The sequence below is a fragment of the Flagellimonas nanhaiensis genome, assembly GCF_003382275.1.
Lineage (GTDB): Bacteria > Bacteroidota > Bacteroidia > Flavobacteriales > Flavobacteriaceae > Flagellimonas > Flagellimonas nanhaiensis.
Genome location: NZ_QTJX01000001.1, coordinates 659,391 through 674,857, shown reverse-complemented (window position 1 = coordinate 674,857; position 15,467 = coordinate 659,391). Strand labels below are relative to the sequence as shown.

The 15,467-nt window shown below is 40.0% G+C and carries 14 protein-coding genes; 10 read left to right on the top strand and 4 right to left on the bottom strand.

All coding sequences use genetic code 11. The annotated features are described in order from the left end of the window. Window positions 1-87: 87 nt before the first annotated feature. Window positions 88-1,197 carry a glycoside hydrolase family protein gene (locus DX873_RS03125; protein ID WP_116183060.1) on the bottom strand — a complete coding sequence of 370 codons (1,110 nt, stop codon included), beginning with the start codon at window positions 1,195-1,197 and terminating at the stop codon, window positions 88-90. A gap of 205 nt (window positions 1,198-1,402) precedes the next feature. On the opposite strand from DX873_RS03125, the gene DX873_RS03120 reads away from it, so the two are divergent. The 6 genes from DX873_RS03120 (at window position 1,403) to DX873_RS03095 (ending at window position 8,213) form a co-directional block, all read left to right on the top strand. Further along, window positions 1,403-3,802, top strand: a complete 2,400-nt coding sequence (locus tag DX873_RS03120) for a TonB-dependent receptor (protein ID WP_417935324.1) — start codon at window positions 1,403-1,405, stop codon at window positions 3,800-3,802. A 4-nt stretch (window positions 3,803-3,806) separates the two neighbouring features. Continuing rightward, complete coding sequence (locus DX873_RS03115; protein WP_116183059.1) at window positions 3,807-4,652, top strand: DUF4249 domain-containing protein; 846 nt, start codon at window positions 3,807-3,809, stop codon at window positions 4,650-4,652. Between the two features lie 419 nt (window positions 4,653-5,071). Continuing rightward, on the top strand, window positions 5,072-5,587 hold the full coding sequence (locus DX873_RS03110; RefSeq protein ID WP_116183058.1) for a nuclear transport factor 2 family protein: 516 nt from the start codon (window positions 5,072-5,074) through the stop codon (window positions 5,585-5,587). A gap of 23 nt (window positions 5,588-5,610) precedes the next feature. Next, the gene (locus DX873_RS03105; protein WP_116183057.1) at window positions 5,611-6,369 is read left to right on the top strand and encodes a hypothetical protein; all 759 of its coding nucleotides are present in this window, start codon (window positions 5,611-5,613) and stop codon (window positions 6,367-6,369) included. A 194-nt stretch (window positions 6,370-6,563) separates the two neighbouring features. Then, complete coding sequence (locus DX873_RS03100) at window positions 6,564-7,463, top strand: DUF4382 domain-containing protein (RefSeq protein WP_116183056.1); 900 nt, start codon at window positions 6,564-6,566, stop codon at window positions 7,461-7,463. A 141-nt stretch (window positions 7,464-7,604) separates the two neighbouring features. After that, window positions 7,605-8,213: an FMN-binding negative transcriptional regulator gene (locus tag DX873_RS03095; protein WP_116183055.1), complete on the top strand. Its 609-nt coding sequence runs from the start codon at window positions 7,605-7,607 to the stop codon at window positions 8,211-8,213. Window positions 8,214-8,219: 6 nt separating this feature from the next. Here the strand turns inward: DX873_RS03095 and DX873_RS03090 are convergent, their stop codons facing one another. Further along, window positions 8,220-9,995, bottom strand: coding sequence for a PorP/SprF family type IX secretion system membrane protein (locus DX873_RS03090; RefSeq protein WP_116183054.1), 1,776 nt, complete (start codon window positions 9,993-9,995; stop codon window positions 8,220-8,222). Window positions 9,996-10,295: 300 nt separating this feature from the next. Here DX873_RS03090 and DX873_RS03085 point away from each other — a divergent pair, with 300 nt between their 5' ends. Both DX873_RS03085 and DX873_RS03080 read left to right on the top strand, forming a co-directional pair. Next, complete coding sequence (locus tag DX873_RS03085) at window positions 10,296-10,772, top strand: GNAT family N-acetyltransferase (RefSeq protein WP_116183053.1); 477 nt, start codon at window positions 10,296-10,298, stop codon at window positions 10,770-10,772. A gap of 103 nt (window positions 10,773-10,875) precedes the next feature. Next, window positions 10,876-11,298: a DoxX family protein gene (locus DX873_RS03080; RefSeq protein WP_116183052.1), complete on the top strand. Its 423-nt coding sequence runs from the start codon at window positions 10,876-10,878 to the stop codon at window positions 11,296-11,298. A gap of 4 nt (window positions 11,299-11,302) precedes the next feature. Here DX873_RS03080 and DX873_RS03075 read toward each other — a convergent pair whose 3' ends face one another. Further along, window positions 11,303-13,465 (bottom strand): TonB-dependent receptor, encoded by a 2,163-nt coding sequence (locus DX873_RS03075; protein ID WP_116183051.1) that lies wholly within the window; start codon window positions 13,463-13,465, stop codon window positions 11,303-11,305. 214 nt (window positions 13,466-13,679) lie between these two features. On the opposite strand from DX873_RS03075, the gene DX873_RS03070 reads away from it, so the two are divergent. Both DX873_RS03070 and DX873_RS03065 read left to right on the top strand, forming a co-directional pair. Beyond that, window positions 13,680-14,099, top strand: a complete 420-nt coding sequence (locus tag DX873_RS03070) for a DUF2141 domain-containing protein (RefSeq protein ID WP_116183050.1) — start codon at window positions 13,680-13,682, stop codon at window positions 14,097-14,099. 132 nt (window positions 14,100-14,231) lie between these two features. Next, window positions 14,232-15,173: a LysR substrate-binding domain-containing protein gene (locus DX873_RS03065; RefSeq protein ID WP_116183049.1), complete on the top strand. Its 942-nt coding sequence runs from the start codon at window positions 14,232-14,234 to the stop codon at window positions 15,171-15,173. A 46-nt stretch (window positions 15,174-15,219) separates the two neighbouring features. Here the strand turns inward: DX873_RS03065 and DX873_RS03060 are convergent, their stop codons facing one another. Then, window positions 15,220-15,417: a hypothetical protein gene (locus DX873_RS03060; RefSeq protein ID WP_116183048.1), complete on the bottom strand. Its 198-nt coding sequence runs from the start codon at window positions 15,415-15,417 to the stop codon at window positions 15,220-15,222. Between the last annotated feature and the right edge of the window lie 50 nt (window positions 15,418-15,467).

Sequence of the window (15,467 nt, the reverse complement as noted above, 5' to 3'; positions counted from 1 at the left end):
GAACTGTTCATTTTGAGGGATGAGTTGTAGACACAAAAAAGCCCGATGACCTAAAGGTCATCGGGCACGAAGGAAAAAATTGGTTGGTTATTGGTTGTCGTAATCCATATAAATGGCTCTTTCAAAAGCCTTCCAGTGCTCATCCGTCATTCTACCAGGAGTAAACAGGCAAATTCCTGTTGCTCCATTCACCATAGACTCTTTAATAGCCTCTTCTATTTCTTCGGGCAGCAATCCATGATTTTCAGGGTCTTTTTCGCTACCCTTTTTTTCTGGATTTGGGCAAATGAACAATCCACTGTACACTGGAGCATTGTTCTTCGCATTTTCCACCTCTTCCTTGACCATTTCGCCAACCCATTTGGGGCCTTTTAAATAAAAATCATTGTAGTTCATAGGGTAAATGGCATCCAAGTTCCATTTTCCCCAGTCCTGCCTAACTATTTTTTTGGCTATTGATGGTCCAGGAAAAACGGCTGCATTTATTTTTTTGTTCTTGTCATGGGCCACTTCGGCCAAACGATTTACAATGTCAGTAATCAAATCATATCGGAACTGTTTCCATTCAGCTACTTGTGAAGGATCCTCAACTTCGTTAATATCAATACCTGTTTTATTTTTGAAATTGGAAGTACATTGATCACAGTAGCAATAGTCAAACTGCAGATATTCCCGATCCATTACTAATCCGTACTTTTCCCAAAGTCCTCGGGCAAGAATCACATCTGGAAAACGGATGTAATCCAAATGCACTCCATCCACCTCCTCTAGTTCCGCAACACTTCCATACAAATCTGCCAAAAAATCGTAGACGCCTTCCTTGCTTGGGCAAAGGAAGGTGTAATGTGGTACATAGGCAGGTTTTTCAAAGGCTGATTCACCACGGCCGTTCACGGCGTACCATTCTTTTTTCAGTTTAGGGTTTTCTCCCTGCACCATGGTCGGAATCCAAGTGTGGAACTCCATTCCAGCCTCCTTTACCAATTTACCCACACGCTTATAAGTGTTGGGGTCATGGCCTCCGTTGTACATTAAGCCATCAATTCCCTTTTGTTTGAAATCTTTGAACTCATCCAACAATTCTTGATCTGTAGCATCGCCAGGGCCACCTGTCCATGCATATACAGGAATCTTGTGTTGTTCTTTACATCCAACAATAAAAATCATTGTAGCTAGAACCAGAAGAAAACTTCGCATTTAGTATTTTTTTGAATCTGGAATTTAGAAAATCTTTTTTGACTTATCCCTGAAACTTAGACGAACGACAACTGAGGTCAAACCAACACAATTTTACCTGGTCCGATCAAATAAAATTTCCATTGGTGCAACCTTCCATTTTTTGACCTGTCCTTAGGTGGAACAAATCAAAATGATTTGAAGAAACCATTAAATCAAAAAACAAATGAGGAAAAAAAATGCGAAACATCAGCTCGTTTATGTCATGATAGGACTTTGCTTCCTAATGGGCTTGCTGTCAGCTAATGCCCAGAACAATTTTACGGTCAGCGGAACACTAAGGGACCAAATAAACGGAGAGACCCTTTTTGGCGCTTCAATTTATTTAAAAGGAACCACAATAGGTGCTGTCACCAATGAGTATGGATTTTATTCCATTAGTGCTCCGGCCGGAAACTACACCCTGGTGTTTTCATATATGGGATACAAGGAAAACTCCATGGAAATCAACCTAAACAGTGATCAAAAAATTGATATGGAACTCGAGGAATTCTCCACACAACTTGAAGAAGTGGAAGTTGTAGCAGAAGAGCCAGAACGGGCAATCCTGAGAAAACCTGAAATGAGCATTTCAAAATTGAACATTAAAACGGTAAAACAAATGCCAGTGGTTTTGGGTGAAGTGGATATCATTAAATCCTTGCAGGTGCTACCTGGCGTTAACAAAAATGGAGAAGGCTCCAGCGGATTTCATGTGCGAGGAGGTGCCGTTGACCAGAATTTGGTCTTATTGGATGAAGCTATTATCTATAATACTTCACATTTATTGGGCTTTTTCTCGGTTTTTAATGCAGATGCCGTAAAAGACTTGAAACTGTACAAGGGAGGTATCCCTGCCAAATTTGGGGGAAGAGTTTCTTCCGTTTTGGATGTAAGACAAAAGGATGGCAACAGCAAAGATTTTGCGCTTACCGGAGGTATTGGAATAATTTCGAGCCGTTTGGCAGCTGAGGGGCCAATGTTTTCCGATAAAGGATCTTTTCTAGTGGCCGGAAGGGGTTCTTACGCCCATCTTCTTTTAAAAATGGCCGGGGAAGATAATTTAGCCAGTTTCTATGACCTCAACCTAAAGACCAATTACAGTCTCAACAAAAACAACAGACTCTTTCTTTCAGGATATTTTGGCCGAGATATCTTTGATATTGGGGGGTCTTTTAGCAGTAGTTATGGAAATGCATCAGGAAACTTAAGATGGAACCATATTTTTAACGACCGTCTCTTTTCAAATCTATCCCTTATCTATAGTAATTACGATTATGAATTGGGAATAGAGGATTTTGAATTTGATTGGATATCCTCCATTCAAAACTACCATGCTAAGTACGATCTTAAGTACTATTTCAATGATGCCTTTAAGCTGGATTTTGGGGTAAGTACCATCAAATACGTATTTGACCCAGGTCAAATAAAGCCCACAGGGCCAAATTCTGCAATCAATGAACTTCAACTGGACAAAAAAAGGGCATTGGAAAGTGCACTTTATGTAAGTGCAGAACACAAACTGACCGATAGGCTCAGCATGCAATATGGGCTTCGATTTAGCCATTTTAATAGAATGGGAGGGCAACCGCTATCGGAATATTTGGATGATAGACCTCTGGTTTACAACGAAAGCTTGCGACTTTACGAAAGGACGGACCCCATTGGAGAGACCGACTTCAAAAAAAGTGAAAGCATTGAAACGTTCAGCAACTTTGAACCGCGCTTGTCCTTGGCCTATCAACTCAATGATGACTCTTCCGTAAAAATGGGCTACACTCGTGCTGCTCAGTATATCCATTTGTTGTCCAACACCTCTTCGGTTACTCCAATTGATGTTTGGACGCCAAGTGGTAAGTACATAAAACCTCAACTCTCTGACCAATATGCATTAGGTTACTTCAGAAATTTCAGGGACAAGGTTTTTTCCATGGAAGTTGAGGCCTTTTACAAAACCGTAGACAATAGAATCGACTATATAGATGGGTCTGACCTTATTGGAAACAACACCATTGAAAGAGAGATTTTGAATGGAGAGTCCAGGGCGTATGGGGTTGAGCTCCTACTTCGTAAGAATGAGGGAGCTCTGACTGGTTGGGTTGCCTATACCCTATCCAAAGCAGAACAACGAACCTTTGGAGGAAATGCCGGAGGACCAGGTATCAACAACGGAAATTGGTACCGCACACCTTTTGACAGAACCCATGATGTCTCTATAACGGGAGCCTATAGATTAAACGATAAATGGAGCTTCGGCGCCAATGCAATCTTTCAAACTGGCCGTCCGGTTACCTATCCCAACGGACAATATCAATATGAAGGCATCTCGGTAGCGAGCTACTCTGATCGTAATGCAGATCGCTTACCTACTTACCATAGATTGGACGTTTCAGCGACCTACAGACCCAATAAAAGACCAGACAAAAAATGGAAAGGCGAATGGGTTTTTGGCATTTACAACGTGTACAATAGAAAAAATGCCGCTTCCATTTCATTTGGGCAGAACTTTGAGACCGGTGCCAATGAAGCCACTCGTACCGCCATCTTTGGAATGGTTCCTTCAGTAACGTATAATTTCAAATTTTAAACTAATGAAAACCAAATATATTTTCGCTCTTTTTACACTGCTGGCCATAACCGTGTCCTGCACCGATGTTGTTGATGTGGAAGTCCCTGAAGGGCCAACACGTCTAACTATTGAAGCCTCTTTGGATTGGGAACGGGGAACTTCGGGGAATACTCAAACTATTCTGTTGAGCACTTCTACCCCATTTTTCAATGATGAAAAGTTCGTCCCCGCTACTGGAGCCATTGTTAGGGTAACCAATACAGATAACGGAACCGAGTTTGTTTTTGATGACCAAAACAATGGTAGGTATACCACCTCTGATTTCATTCCCATTATTGGAAACACCTATTCTTTGGAAATTCAATACGAAGGGGAACGATATACGGCCACTGAAACTCTTTATCCGGTAAGTGAAATCACAGAAATCACACAATCAACGGAGGATGGTGAAGACGATGAAGCCCTAGAGGTGAATGTATCCTTTTTGGACCCGGCAGATATAGAGAACTACTATTTCTTGCGCATGCAAAGAAGAGAAGACCTATTCCCGGAGCTATTTTATATAAAGGATGAATTTATTGATGGAAATGAGTTCACCATTTACTATGAAAAGATTGATGATGAAGAGGACAATTCCGAAGAATTTAAACCAGGAGATATCGTAGATATTTCCTTTATGGGAATCTCAAAACAATACCATGACTATCTCAGGTTATTGATTGAGCAATATGAGAGCGCAGGAGAGCCATTCAGTCCACCGCCAGTGCCTTTGATAGGCAACTGTATAAACGAAGATAACCCGGATAACACCCCTTACGGATACTTCAGGGTTACCGAAAAGATTACGGACACTTATACATTCCAATAAAAATTGTAAAAATTCTTAGAGCCATTCCTATCCATTATTTGGGTTGGGGATGGTTCTATCTTTTCATACCTCTTCCAAATGGTTAGGAAACCAGCAATTCAGTTGTAAGAAAACTATCCTAAACTTAGCTTTTAAAGGGATTAATTTGATTTTTAAACCCTTAATTACCAGATTTTTACTATATTATATAACTGAGGATTCAAAAATTTCCGTCCCTTATCATCTTCAGTTGTTCCCCTCCATTTAAAATAGACCCTTACTTGCAGTTGAGGTTGTTCCATGTTGTTTGAAATTTAGCAAGTTGTTGCCCTAGGATTTCAAAACCAATCATATCGTATTTACTTAAAGACGAATCGACCTTTACTGCCTCCGGCAGAGACTTCTTTTACCAATCAAGTAATCTAAAAAATCAACTAACAATGAAAAAAAACATTCTAAAATGTACAGTAGTTCTGTTGCTTCTGGCTGCCTGTCAACAAGGCCCTGTAAGATACACACAGAATTCCCCAGAGATTGAAACCATCAAAAAATTGATTGACAACTATGATAATAAGGCCTACGGAACCAGCATGTATGCTGATACCTCCAAAACTTATTACAACACCAAGGATAACCCCATGTCAGCCGTTGAGACCATGGAGTATCACAAGGAAGCGGAGAACGTTTATTCTTCACGAGGATTTGAGGATGAACACCAAGAGTTTGAAATGGTGGTTACCGATGATGGTGAAACCTGGGTCAATTGTTGGCTGGATTGGAAAGGTTCCTTAGCTGCCAATGGAAAAGAAATGACAATTCCTGTCCATCTTACTTTTCAATTTGTAGAGGGCAAAATTGTAAGGGAACATGGGTACTGGGATCCTTCCCAAATTGTATTGGAACTACAAAAAATTGCGGCTGAGGCCAAAATGGCCGAAACTGAACAAACCGAATAAACTAAACTTTAAAAACTATAAAAATGAAAAAAGCACTGTTAATCTTATTACTGCTACCATTATTGATCATGGGGCAAGAAACACCTCAAGCACCCATATTTATGAATGTGATGTTGACACCACATCCTCAAAAAATAGAAGCTTTTGAAGCGGGAGTAGCCGCGCACAACAAAAAGTATCATACCGAAGGCGCAGGACAAGTAAGCGTCTTTTGGGTGGCAAGTGGAAAAAACTCGGGAAAATATATCTGGAGTATGGGGCCTACAGCCTGGGCTGCCCTGGACGCGGTAAATAACTATGATGAGGCTCATACCAACGACTGGAATACGAACGTAGCTGCCAATGCACTGCCTGAAATGGAAACCACCTATTGGAAAAATCATCCACCACTTTCCAACTTCAGCAAAAATTTTGGCCTAAAAAACCTTTCAATCTTTATGATTGACATTAAGCGTTTTAAGGAAATGGAGTTTATGGAGGTACTTGATCGAGTCTATAAAGTTTTCCATACAAAAGATCCAGAGCATCAATGGGGTGTTTATTTTAATGAGCTTTCCAACAATGAAGGACAAGATTTTGTCTGGGTAGACTTTTTTGATAAAACTGCCTGGATGGGTCGTGAGGACAAGTTTGTTCAATGGTACGAAGAAGTGCATGGCTCAGGAAGTTTCCCTGCCTTCCTCAAGGACTTTGAATCCGTAACAAACAGCAACAATGAAGAATTGTGGGTATTTAGAAAAGATTTGAGTGGAGCAAGTGGTGATGTCCAGCCAAGAAATTAGCAACCTAAGTCAACCAATCAATTATTTTGAAGCCCCTTAATTAAGGGGCTTTTTTTAGGAAAAACCCTATAAAAATTCTTCTAGTCCATTCTAATTGTTGCAGTTCATCGAAAAAAAAGTAAAAACCCTCAGATTTGGTGATATTTTTTTCACCTTTCCTCATTATCAGCATATTACACATAAACCCCCATACTATGAAGACTAAATTAATTACAGTTGTATTGAGTCTTTTTACTCTTTTGTTTCTCAGTTGCTCAGAGGATAGTGCAAATGAAAAGACAGAAACAGGCAGACTTTCAGTGCAACTCACGGATGCACCTTTCCCTTTTGATCTTGTGGCCGAAGCCAATGTAACCATTTTTAAAGTGGAGGCTAGAACTGTTGAAAATGATGACGACGAGGATTCTGATGAAAATAATTCATCTGATGACATGGAAGATAATTCCTCTTCCCCATATGTTACCTTGATGGAAGAAGAAGTGGATGTCAATTTATTGGATTTGATCAACGGAAATACAATGGATCTGGCTGACGCCGAAGTACCTGTAGGCACTTATGACTTAATCAGGGTGTATGTAAAAGGAGTAAATGTGGTCCTCACAGATGGAAGAAGTTTTGATTTAAAAGTACCCAGCGGTGAACAAACCGGAATCAAGGTATTTATTGATCCTCCCTTGACTGTTGCTGGAGGATTGTCCTCTGATTTGCTTTTGGATTTTGATGTAAGTAGATCATTTGTCCCAAAGGGCAATATCAATTCGGTTAATGGTATCAATGGTTTTAACTTTAAACCTGTAATAAAGGCCAGTAATCTTTCAACTGCGGGCACTTTGCAAGGAAACGTTTCAACTACCCAGGAGGAAGTACAGGTCGCTTTGGAAAATGCCCAGGTTTCCATAATGGATAACGAGGAAAACCCTGTTACTTCTGGAGTAACGGATAGCGAAGGTAATTACACGGTTATGGGACTTGAGGCAGGCACCTACAAAGTTTTTGCTTCCTTAAATGGATATGTCAACAGTGATACTTTGGATGTGGAGATAATCACCGCTAACAAGACCGTTCAGGACTTTACTTTGGAACTCGAAGAATAATGGAATCAAATTATGGAATACAAATTGAAGCGGGATCTTTCCCGCTTTTTTTATTATTCAGATACTAAAAAGATTTCTTTTTCTTAGCGAGGGCATTCATATCTTTGGTAGATTCAATTTGTTTTGCCAATTCTTACAAATATGTACATTCCACATTATTACAAAAACGAAAATCTATCCGAGGTCAAAGATTTTATAAGACAAAATAGCTTTGGCATTTTGGTCAACCTGTTGGACGGCAAACCCTGGGCCACACATATTCCTTTGGAACTGGATGTTGATTCCGAAGGTAAAGAGGTACTTACTGGTCATATCGCCAAAGCCAATCCTCAATGGAAATCGTTTTCAGATACTTCTGAGGTGCTATGTGTTTTTAATGGACCGCATGCGTATGTTTCCTCTTCGTGGTACAAAGAAGAAGAGGTGCCTACATGGAATTACATTGCAGTCCATGTTTACGGGAAACTCAAAATCCTGAATGAGGAGGAAACCATGGAGATTCTCCACAAACTTGTAGAAAAGTACGAGAAGGGCTCAAAAAATCCCGTTTCACTTAATGAAATGTCTCCGAAGACATTGCAACAAGTAAAAGGGGTAGTTGGATTCCAAATAGCTATCTCGGACATCCAAGCCGCCTATAAACTCTCGCAGACACGACCAGAAGACCATCCAAAAATCATATCCGAACTCTCTGAAAGAGACAGTTCAAGTCAAACGATTTCTCAAATAATGAACGGTGAAGAACCTTAGTCTTAACTATTCATTATCCTGATATATGGTATTGGCCCAATTGGAGTATCTTGGATTCTCCACATGCATGATCCAAATATCGCCGGAATATTTTCCCTTCATTTTGGAACGATACGCAGCATAGGCATCTTCGTTTGCTTGATATTTGGCCAGATAAACATAGTTTAAACCATTGTCCGGATTCTTAAAATACCTTGCATCGAGGCCTTTTGACTTGAGTTCAGCCAAAAAGCTCTTCAAGTATCTTTCGTTCCTAAAGACGTTTGCCACTATGTAATGTCCTTTGCCCACACCATCTAATTTGATGTATTTTTCAATGGGTTTGTAGGCGCCACCTGTAAATGTTCCTTTAGGTTTGGGAGCGGTAATTTCCTTTTTAACGGTATTGGAATTATCCGCCAGGCGTTGTGTTTCAATGGATCCATAGACGGAATCTAAATCTTCATTTTTCGCCAAATACAATTTCTGGGCCTTGGCTTCAATATCTGGAGTTTCTTCGTTGTTATGTCGTTTTACCATGCGCATCACCATTTCAAACCGTTTTTCAAGATCGCGCTCCCGGTTTCTTTCCATGGAATCCATCTTAAAGATCAGTTCATTGATTACTGCGTAGTTTTCACGTTGTTGGGATTTTAACAGCTCAATCTGCTCCTCCCAAAATGCCAACTCTTCCTTGTTTGTAGGACGAAGGGCTGTTTGAGCATCCAGCTTGTTCTTTTTCGATTTTTTCTTGGTCTTTTTAGTATCCGCAACAAATGTTCCTTCCAAAGGTTTCTGTTTTTGCTCATCATTAGATGCCACAACATTTCTGGAGAGCATAGGAACAAAAGAATACGCAATGGATATTTCATGCGTCACACCCAAATTGGTAAGGTTATTATTGATATTTTTCTCGAAGTTATATCCAAAGGAAAGTCTACGGTTAAGGTTGAACCCGGTACCAGCAGAAGCTCCATAGAATTGATCGTAACCACCCTGAATCCACCCCAGTCGTGGTAGGTCTAGAATAAGGCCTCCTCCAAAAATGGGTTCTTGATCAGCTTCAAATCTAGCCCTTGCCAAAGGCAATAGGCGTCCATCTTCCAAAATTCCAGCTCCATTTTTGAACTCGTGCGCAAACTGAACGTGACCTGAAAAGGTCTTCTGGTTCAGCTCGGTAAGCGATTTACCTGTTCTAATATTGTAATCCATTAGATTCTGGGCAAATACGCCAAAATCAAACTTCCCGACAGATAGATTGAGTCCGGGCTGAAAGGAAATAATAGAACTCTGTGAAGCATCATTCAATATGGGGTCATCTTCCAAAGCAACCGCCCTATCAGGGTCAAAATTACTTACATAATAAGGTATATTGACTCCAAAGCTGAGGCTACTTTTTTGCCCTAACTGGATACCATGCGAATAATTGGCCATAATACCTAGATTGGAGATTACTCCTTCCTGTTGGTTATATAGGCTTATTCCCATTCCAATTCTATCGTTCAGTCTACCACTATAGCTGAGAAAATAGTTTTGGTTGTTATCATTAAAATTGGCGCTTTGGCTCCTGTGGAAAAGATTAACATAGGATTTGTCTTCCCTAACCGCTGAAAAAGTGGGGTTAATCAAAAATCGATTAAACTTCAACAGATTTTGAAAAGGAACATCATAACTGACATAAGGATTGCTTTCCTGCGCGTGTACTCCAGTGTTTAGGAGAAGGAAAGACAATACTAGATAAAACCAGCATCTAAAATAAAATCCAAAGGTATTCTTTAGGAAAAACAGTAGTTTTGCTTCCATAGCCGAGTAGTGTTTGTAGGTTAATTGACCCGTGGGGGACAGGGTTATGTTTTTTAAGTAGTCTCATTGCAAGATTTGGGAGCTTGTAAGAGTTTTACTATTAATCTATTATCAATATTACACTTTTTCTCGGTAAATTGCCAATTTTCTCGTTAAACCGCTCATTTTATCTACAAATTGGATCTTTTTGGCTTGAAAAAAGATGATGAACAAGCTTTAAAATTTTAATGAGTTTAAAAAATTCCTACAAACTCTTCTTCATTTCCACTAATTTTACTTAATAAAATTCACTCTATTTTAATGATTACTGACACTCTGGAAATAGTACCGTACTCTGAACAATATCGCTCCGCATTTAAACGCCTCAATGAGGAATGGATCGTAAAGTATTTTAAGATGGAAGAAATGGACCGAATTTCATTGAATAATCCAAAGCAATATATTTTGGATAGAGGTGGTTACATTGCTGTTGCTTTGATCCAATCCGAACCAGTGGGTGTTTGCGCTTTAATCCCAAGCTCCCACGAAGAGTTTGATTTTGAACTGGCCAAAATGGGCGTTTCTCCAAAAGCCCAAGGTAAGGGTGTTGGTAAATTACTTGGACAACATATTATTGACCAAGCCAAAAAAATGGGAGGAAAAAAATTATATCTGGAAAGTAATAGGGTTCTCACTCCGGCCATCAATCTTTACCGTAAACTAGGATTCGTAGAAATCCAAGGGGCCAAATCTCCTTATGAGCGAAGTGATATTCAGATGGAGCTACAATTAGACTAATTAATATCCCGAAGTGGCTAAAAAATAATGAGACTACCGCATATTTTTTTATATCTCATTAAAAATGAGTAAATTAAAAGGTTAACTCAATAAAACAAAAGCCATGGGAACAGTTAAGAATTTGAACAAGTGGGCCAATGCCCACACCTATTACCCCATTGATCTTATTCGAGTGGCACTCGGTGTATTCCTTTTCATAAAGGGAGTTGAGTTTATGAGCAATCATGAACAAATGTCCGCTCTGACCCGGCCTTTTCAGGACATGCCCGGAGGGATGATTATTTTGCATTACATAGCTCCTGCTCATTTTGTTGGAGGTTTCCTTCTTGTTGTCGGCCTACTCACCCGCTGGGTGGCGTTGGCTCAATTGCCCATTTTAATCGGTGCGGTGTTGACCAATTTTCTTGGAGAAATGAATTCAACCAACCTGATTCTCTCTTCAGTTACGCTTTTGGCCTGTTTGTTCTTTATGATCTATGGGTCCGGGAAGCATTCTGCCGATTATTATTTAAAGATGCAACAATAGAACATTATAGATTGTCCAACTGGTTGCTCTTGCCATCCGAGCTAATGGTCCAGAAAAAGCCGACAAAGAAAAAACTGTCCGCTGCGGGAGTAATCGCCCTGCGGTCGAACACTCCATCTACATTGGGCGAATTTGCGTATTGGTAGTTATTGACATTGTTGAATCCAAGAACATTGTTTACAGAAAAGTACAGGATTTTCTGTTGATCTATCAGATAGGCCCAATTGAAACTTAAATTGTTGAAGGATTTTGTTTTCTCGGCCATGAATTCAGCTGAATTTGGATTGTTGTACGGTCTTCCGGATGCAAAAGAATAGGACAATCCTACCTGCGAGCGCAGCTTATCCACCCAGTATTTTGTTACCAACGAAAAATTGTGCTTTGGAGCAAAATTAGGAGTGGCACGTTGACTAAAATCCTGATAATCCCTTTCTGTGTCCAAATAAGAATATGAAATCCAATAATCCAGATACTCAATGCTTTTATTGTCTCTCCAAAATACATCCAATCCCGCTGCGTAACCACTACCAGAGTTGTTGAAACTCGAATCAAACTGGGGAAATTGGGTGTTGTACTTTATCAAATTATCATAATCCTTGTAATACGCCTCTGCTCTAAAAGTCTTTCCATTGTTCAGATACTGATAGTTGGCTATATAATGGGAGGTCTTCTCAGGTAAAACCATTACATCGTATTTTATGACATCCGAAATCGGGTTCTGATAAAAATCCCCATATGCCAATGAAAACTGCCCATATTCACCAGGTTTGTATGCCAGTGAAACCCGTGGAGAAACCTTGAAGTCGTTCAAAAGAGTGCTGTACTCGCCTCTTGCTCCCAACTTCATTGCAAATTCATTGCTCAGAAAGATATCGGTTTCCGCAAATCCGGCCCACAAACGCTCATCATATCCGCTATTAAAAGTCTGTTCATTTTGGGCGGATAACGTATCCTCGTAATCCGTAACAAAAAGCTCGGCACCTAAGTTGAGATTAAGCCTGCTACTGAAATTTTTTCTAGCCTTCACCTTAAGGTGGGATGCCGTTTCCTTAGTTTCTACAGTGTCATCCAATAAACCTACGTCATTTATGTCCCAGGAAATAGATGCACCCGAAGTTACGCTCCAATCATTATCAAAATAGTACTTGTACGAAGCATTGAAATAGAGGTTGTTGTTGGTCAACTTAAATGGTACATATTCCTCAAAATTAATGTCCTCTTGTTCTATATCCAGACTGGCAAGATTGAACCCTGTGTACAGTTTAAACATACTTTGGTCTCCCTTGCTCCGAAAAACCGCTTCTCCAGAAACAGATTCATATGGACTGTTCCATCTCACCCCTTGGGTGGAAGGTATCAAAGCCTCGTACGGAGCCAGATTAATGTATGAGGTATTTATGCTAAGAGATTGGTCTCCCCAAATTTTGGTATGCCCCAAACCGCCACCTACGGACATCATGGAAATATCCGTTTTTTCTTGATCAGGAACATCGGTGGTATTCAATAGAAGCACGCTGGAAAGTGCTTGTCCGTACTCTGCCGAATAACCCCCCGTGCTGAATGTGATTCCTTTAAAAAGGAATGGAGAAAAACGACCACGGGTTGGAATATTGTTGGCTGTAGCATTAAAAGGTTGAAACACTCGCAAGCCGTCAATAAAGACTTGGGTCTCCCCTGCTGAGCCTCCTCTTACAAACAGACGGCCATCCTCACTGACTGTAGTGGTGCCCGGTAGCGTTTGCAAAGCACCCACAAAATCTCCCGCAGCACCTGCAGTGGTAACAATATCCAACGGTTTTAGGACCGATACTTTGGAATTGTCCCCTGCCTCAAATGTCCCGGCCGTTAATGTAACTCCAGATAAGGCGTTGATGGATTCCATCAAGGCTATCTCAAGGTTTTTGAAATAACTGACGTCACCTACTTCATAATGAGGTTCGTAAGACAATATGGAAACCACTAAAGCTTGCGTGCCTGTTTCCATGGTTTCAAAACTAAAGGCGCCATTTTCATCCGTTGAAGCACCATCGTAGGTGCCTTCAAGGTATACATTGGCGCCAACTATAGGGTTGTTTTTTCCATCGGTCACCTTGCCTGTAACGGTGGTCTGCGAATGGGCAAGATTAAAGCATAAAAGTAAAATGGCTACGAGTGTTTGGTTTTTCATGACTGTTCGATTTCCTTTTTTGATGGCCCAAAATTGTATTTAACAGCCGAAGCTTGCCAAAAGGAAATACCCAATCGTAGAATTTTGGCGATGAATTGAAAAAGGAAATTTGGCAAAACAGTTCAGCCCTAAAAATCCACATTTCGGTAAGTGCAAATTTGTAAACCCTTCATCCTGATGGAATTTTGAGCCAACAACATCAAAAACATTCATTATGAAAACTATTGCACTCACATTATCATTATTTCTTACAAGTCTAATAGGTTTAGCACAAGAACAATCAGGAATTAAAATTGAAGTCAGCATCGACAACATTACCAGTGACGAAGGAAAAGTAATGGTAAGCCTTCATACAGGTGACACTTTTATGAAAGGGCCAGGTATAAAAAATTTACAAAGCTCTATTGAAAATGGAAAGGTTTCATTTGTATTTGAAAATGTAACTCCAGGTACTTATGCCATCATGGCCTTGCATGACAAGAATGAAAATAATAGGATGGATTTTGAAGAAAACGGAATGCCTAAAGAAAGTTATGGTGTCTCCAACAATGATATGTCATTTGGTCCACCTTCATTTGATGGTGCCAAGTTTACCGTGGACAATGAGGATATGGAGTTTCAAATTAGATTCTAGTAAAAATAATTCATCAATCAAGGAAAGGCTTGCCAGTGGCAAGCCTTTTATATTCCAAAAGGTTATTTACAACCATTTGACATAAATAAAATTGATGGTTTTTCATACTTTTATATCTCAGATTTATAGTAGATGACCATTACACAATTGCAATATGTGCTCGCCGTAGCCGAGCACAAAAATTTTACCCTAGCCGCCGAAAAAAGTTATGTAACCCAACCTACCTTGAGCATGCAGGTGCAAAAACTTGAGGACGAATTGGATGTACTGATATTTGATCGGAGCAAAAAACCCATTTCCATAACCGAAGTAGGAAAAAAAATCGTGGCCCAAGCAAAAAACATTGTTGCCGAAGCTGAACGCATCAAAGATATTGTGGACCAGGATAAAGGATTTATCGGAGGGGACTATACTTTGGGAATCATACCTACTGTAATGCCTACGTTACTACCCATGTTCTTGGGGACATTTATAAAAAAATACCCTAAGGTGAATCTCATAATCAAGGAACAACCCACGGATACCATGATCCGCAACATTTTGGACGGGCATTTGGATGCTGGTATTGCGGCAACTCCTTTGGAAATAGAATTCATAAAGGAACGCCCTTTGTATTATGAGCCCTTTGTGGGCTATGTTCCCAATAATCATCGCTTAACTTCAGAAACACAGCTTACTACTGCACATTTGGATGTGAATGACATTCTCCTTTTACAAGATGGGCACTGTTTTAGAGATGGAGTAATCAATCTGTGCAAGGCCTCAAAAAATATGGAAGATGAACCGTTCAAGATTGAAAGCGGTAGCTTTGAAACATTGATCAGCCTATCCGACGAAGGCATGGGAATGACTCTTTTGCCCTATCTAAACACCCTACATCTGGAAAAAAGCAAGCAGCAATTTCTAAAACCGTTTGAGAGTCCATCGCCAGCTCGCGAAATAAGTTTGATCTATCACAAGAGCGAGCTCAAAATTCAGATAACCGAGGCAATTAGAGAAGTAATATCCAGTATTGTCCGTGGAGCAATAGCATTTCAGGATGTAAAAATCATAAGCCCTTTGGCCAAAAAATGAAAGTTTGGGGCAAAAAAAAGAGCCGCATAAGCGGCTCCTGTTGTTATTAAGCTTTTAAAAGTAATAGTGATGGTTGCAACTCCGGCTTATCTACAATATAGTACTGAAGCCAGATTTTAAGTTCTTCAATTTCACTTGGCAATAGCCTGGAAACCGCTTTCTTCAATTCTTTCGCGAAGAGTTTAGCATCAAAACTCACCTTTTGAAGGATTGTCTTGGTGTAATCTAACATTGCTCTGGGCATAGAAAATTTGCTTATTTTGAATTGGTTGTGCACCTAAGTTAAGAAAAAAC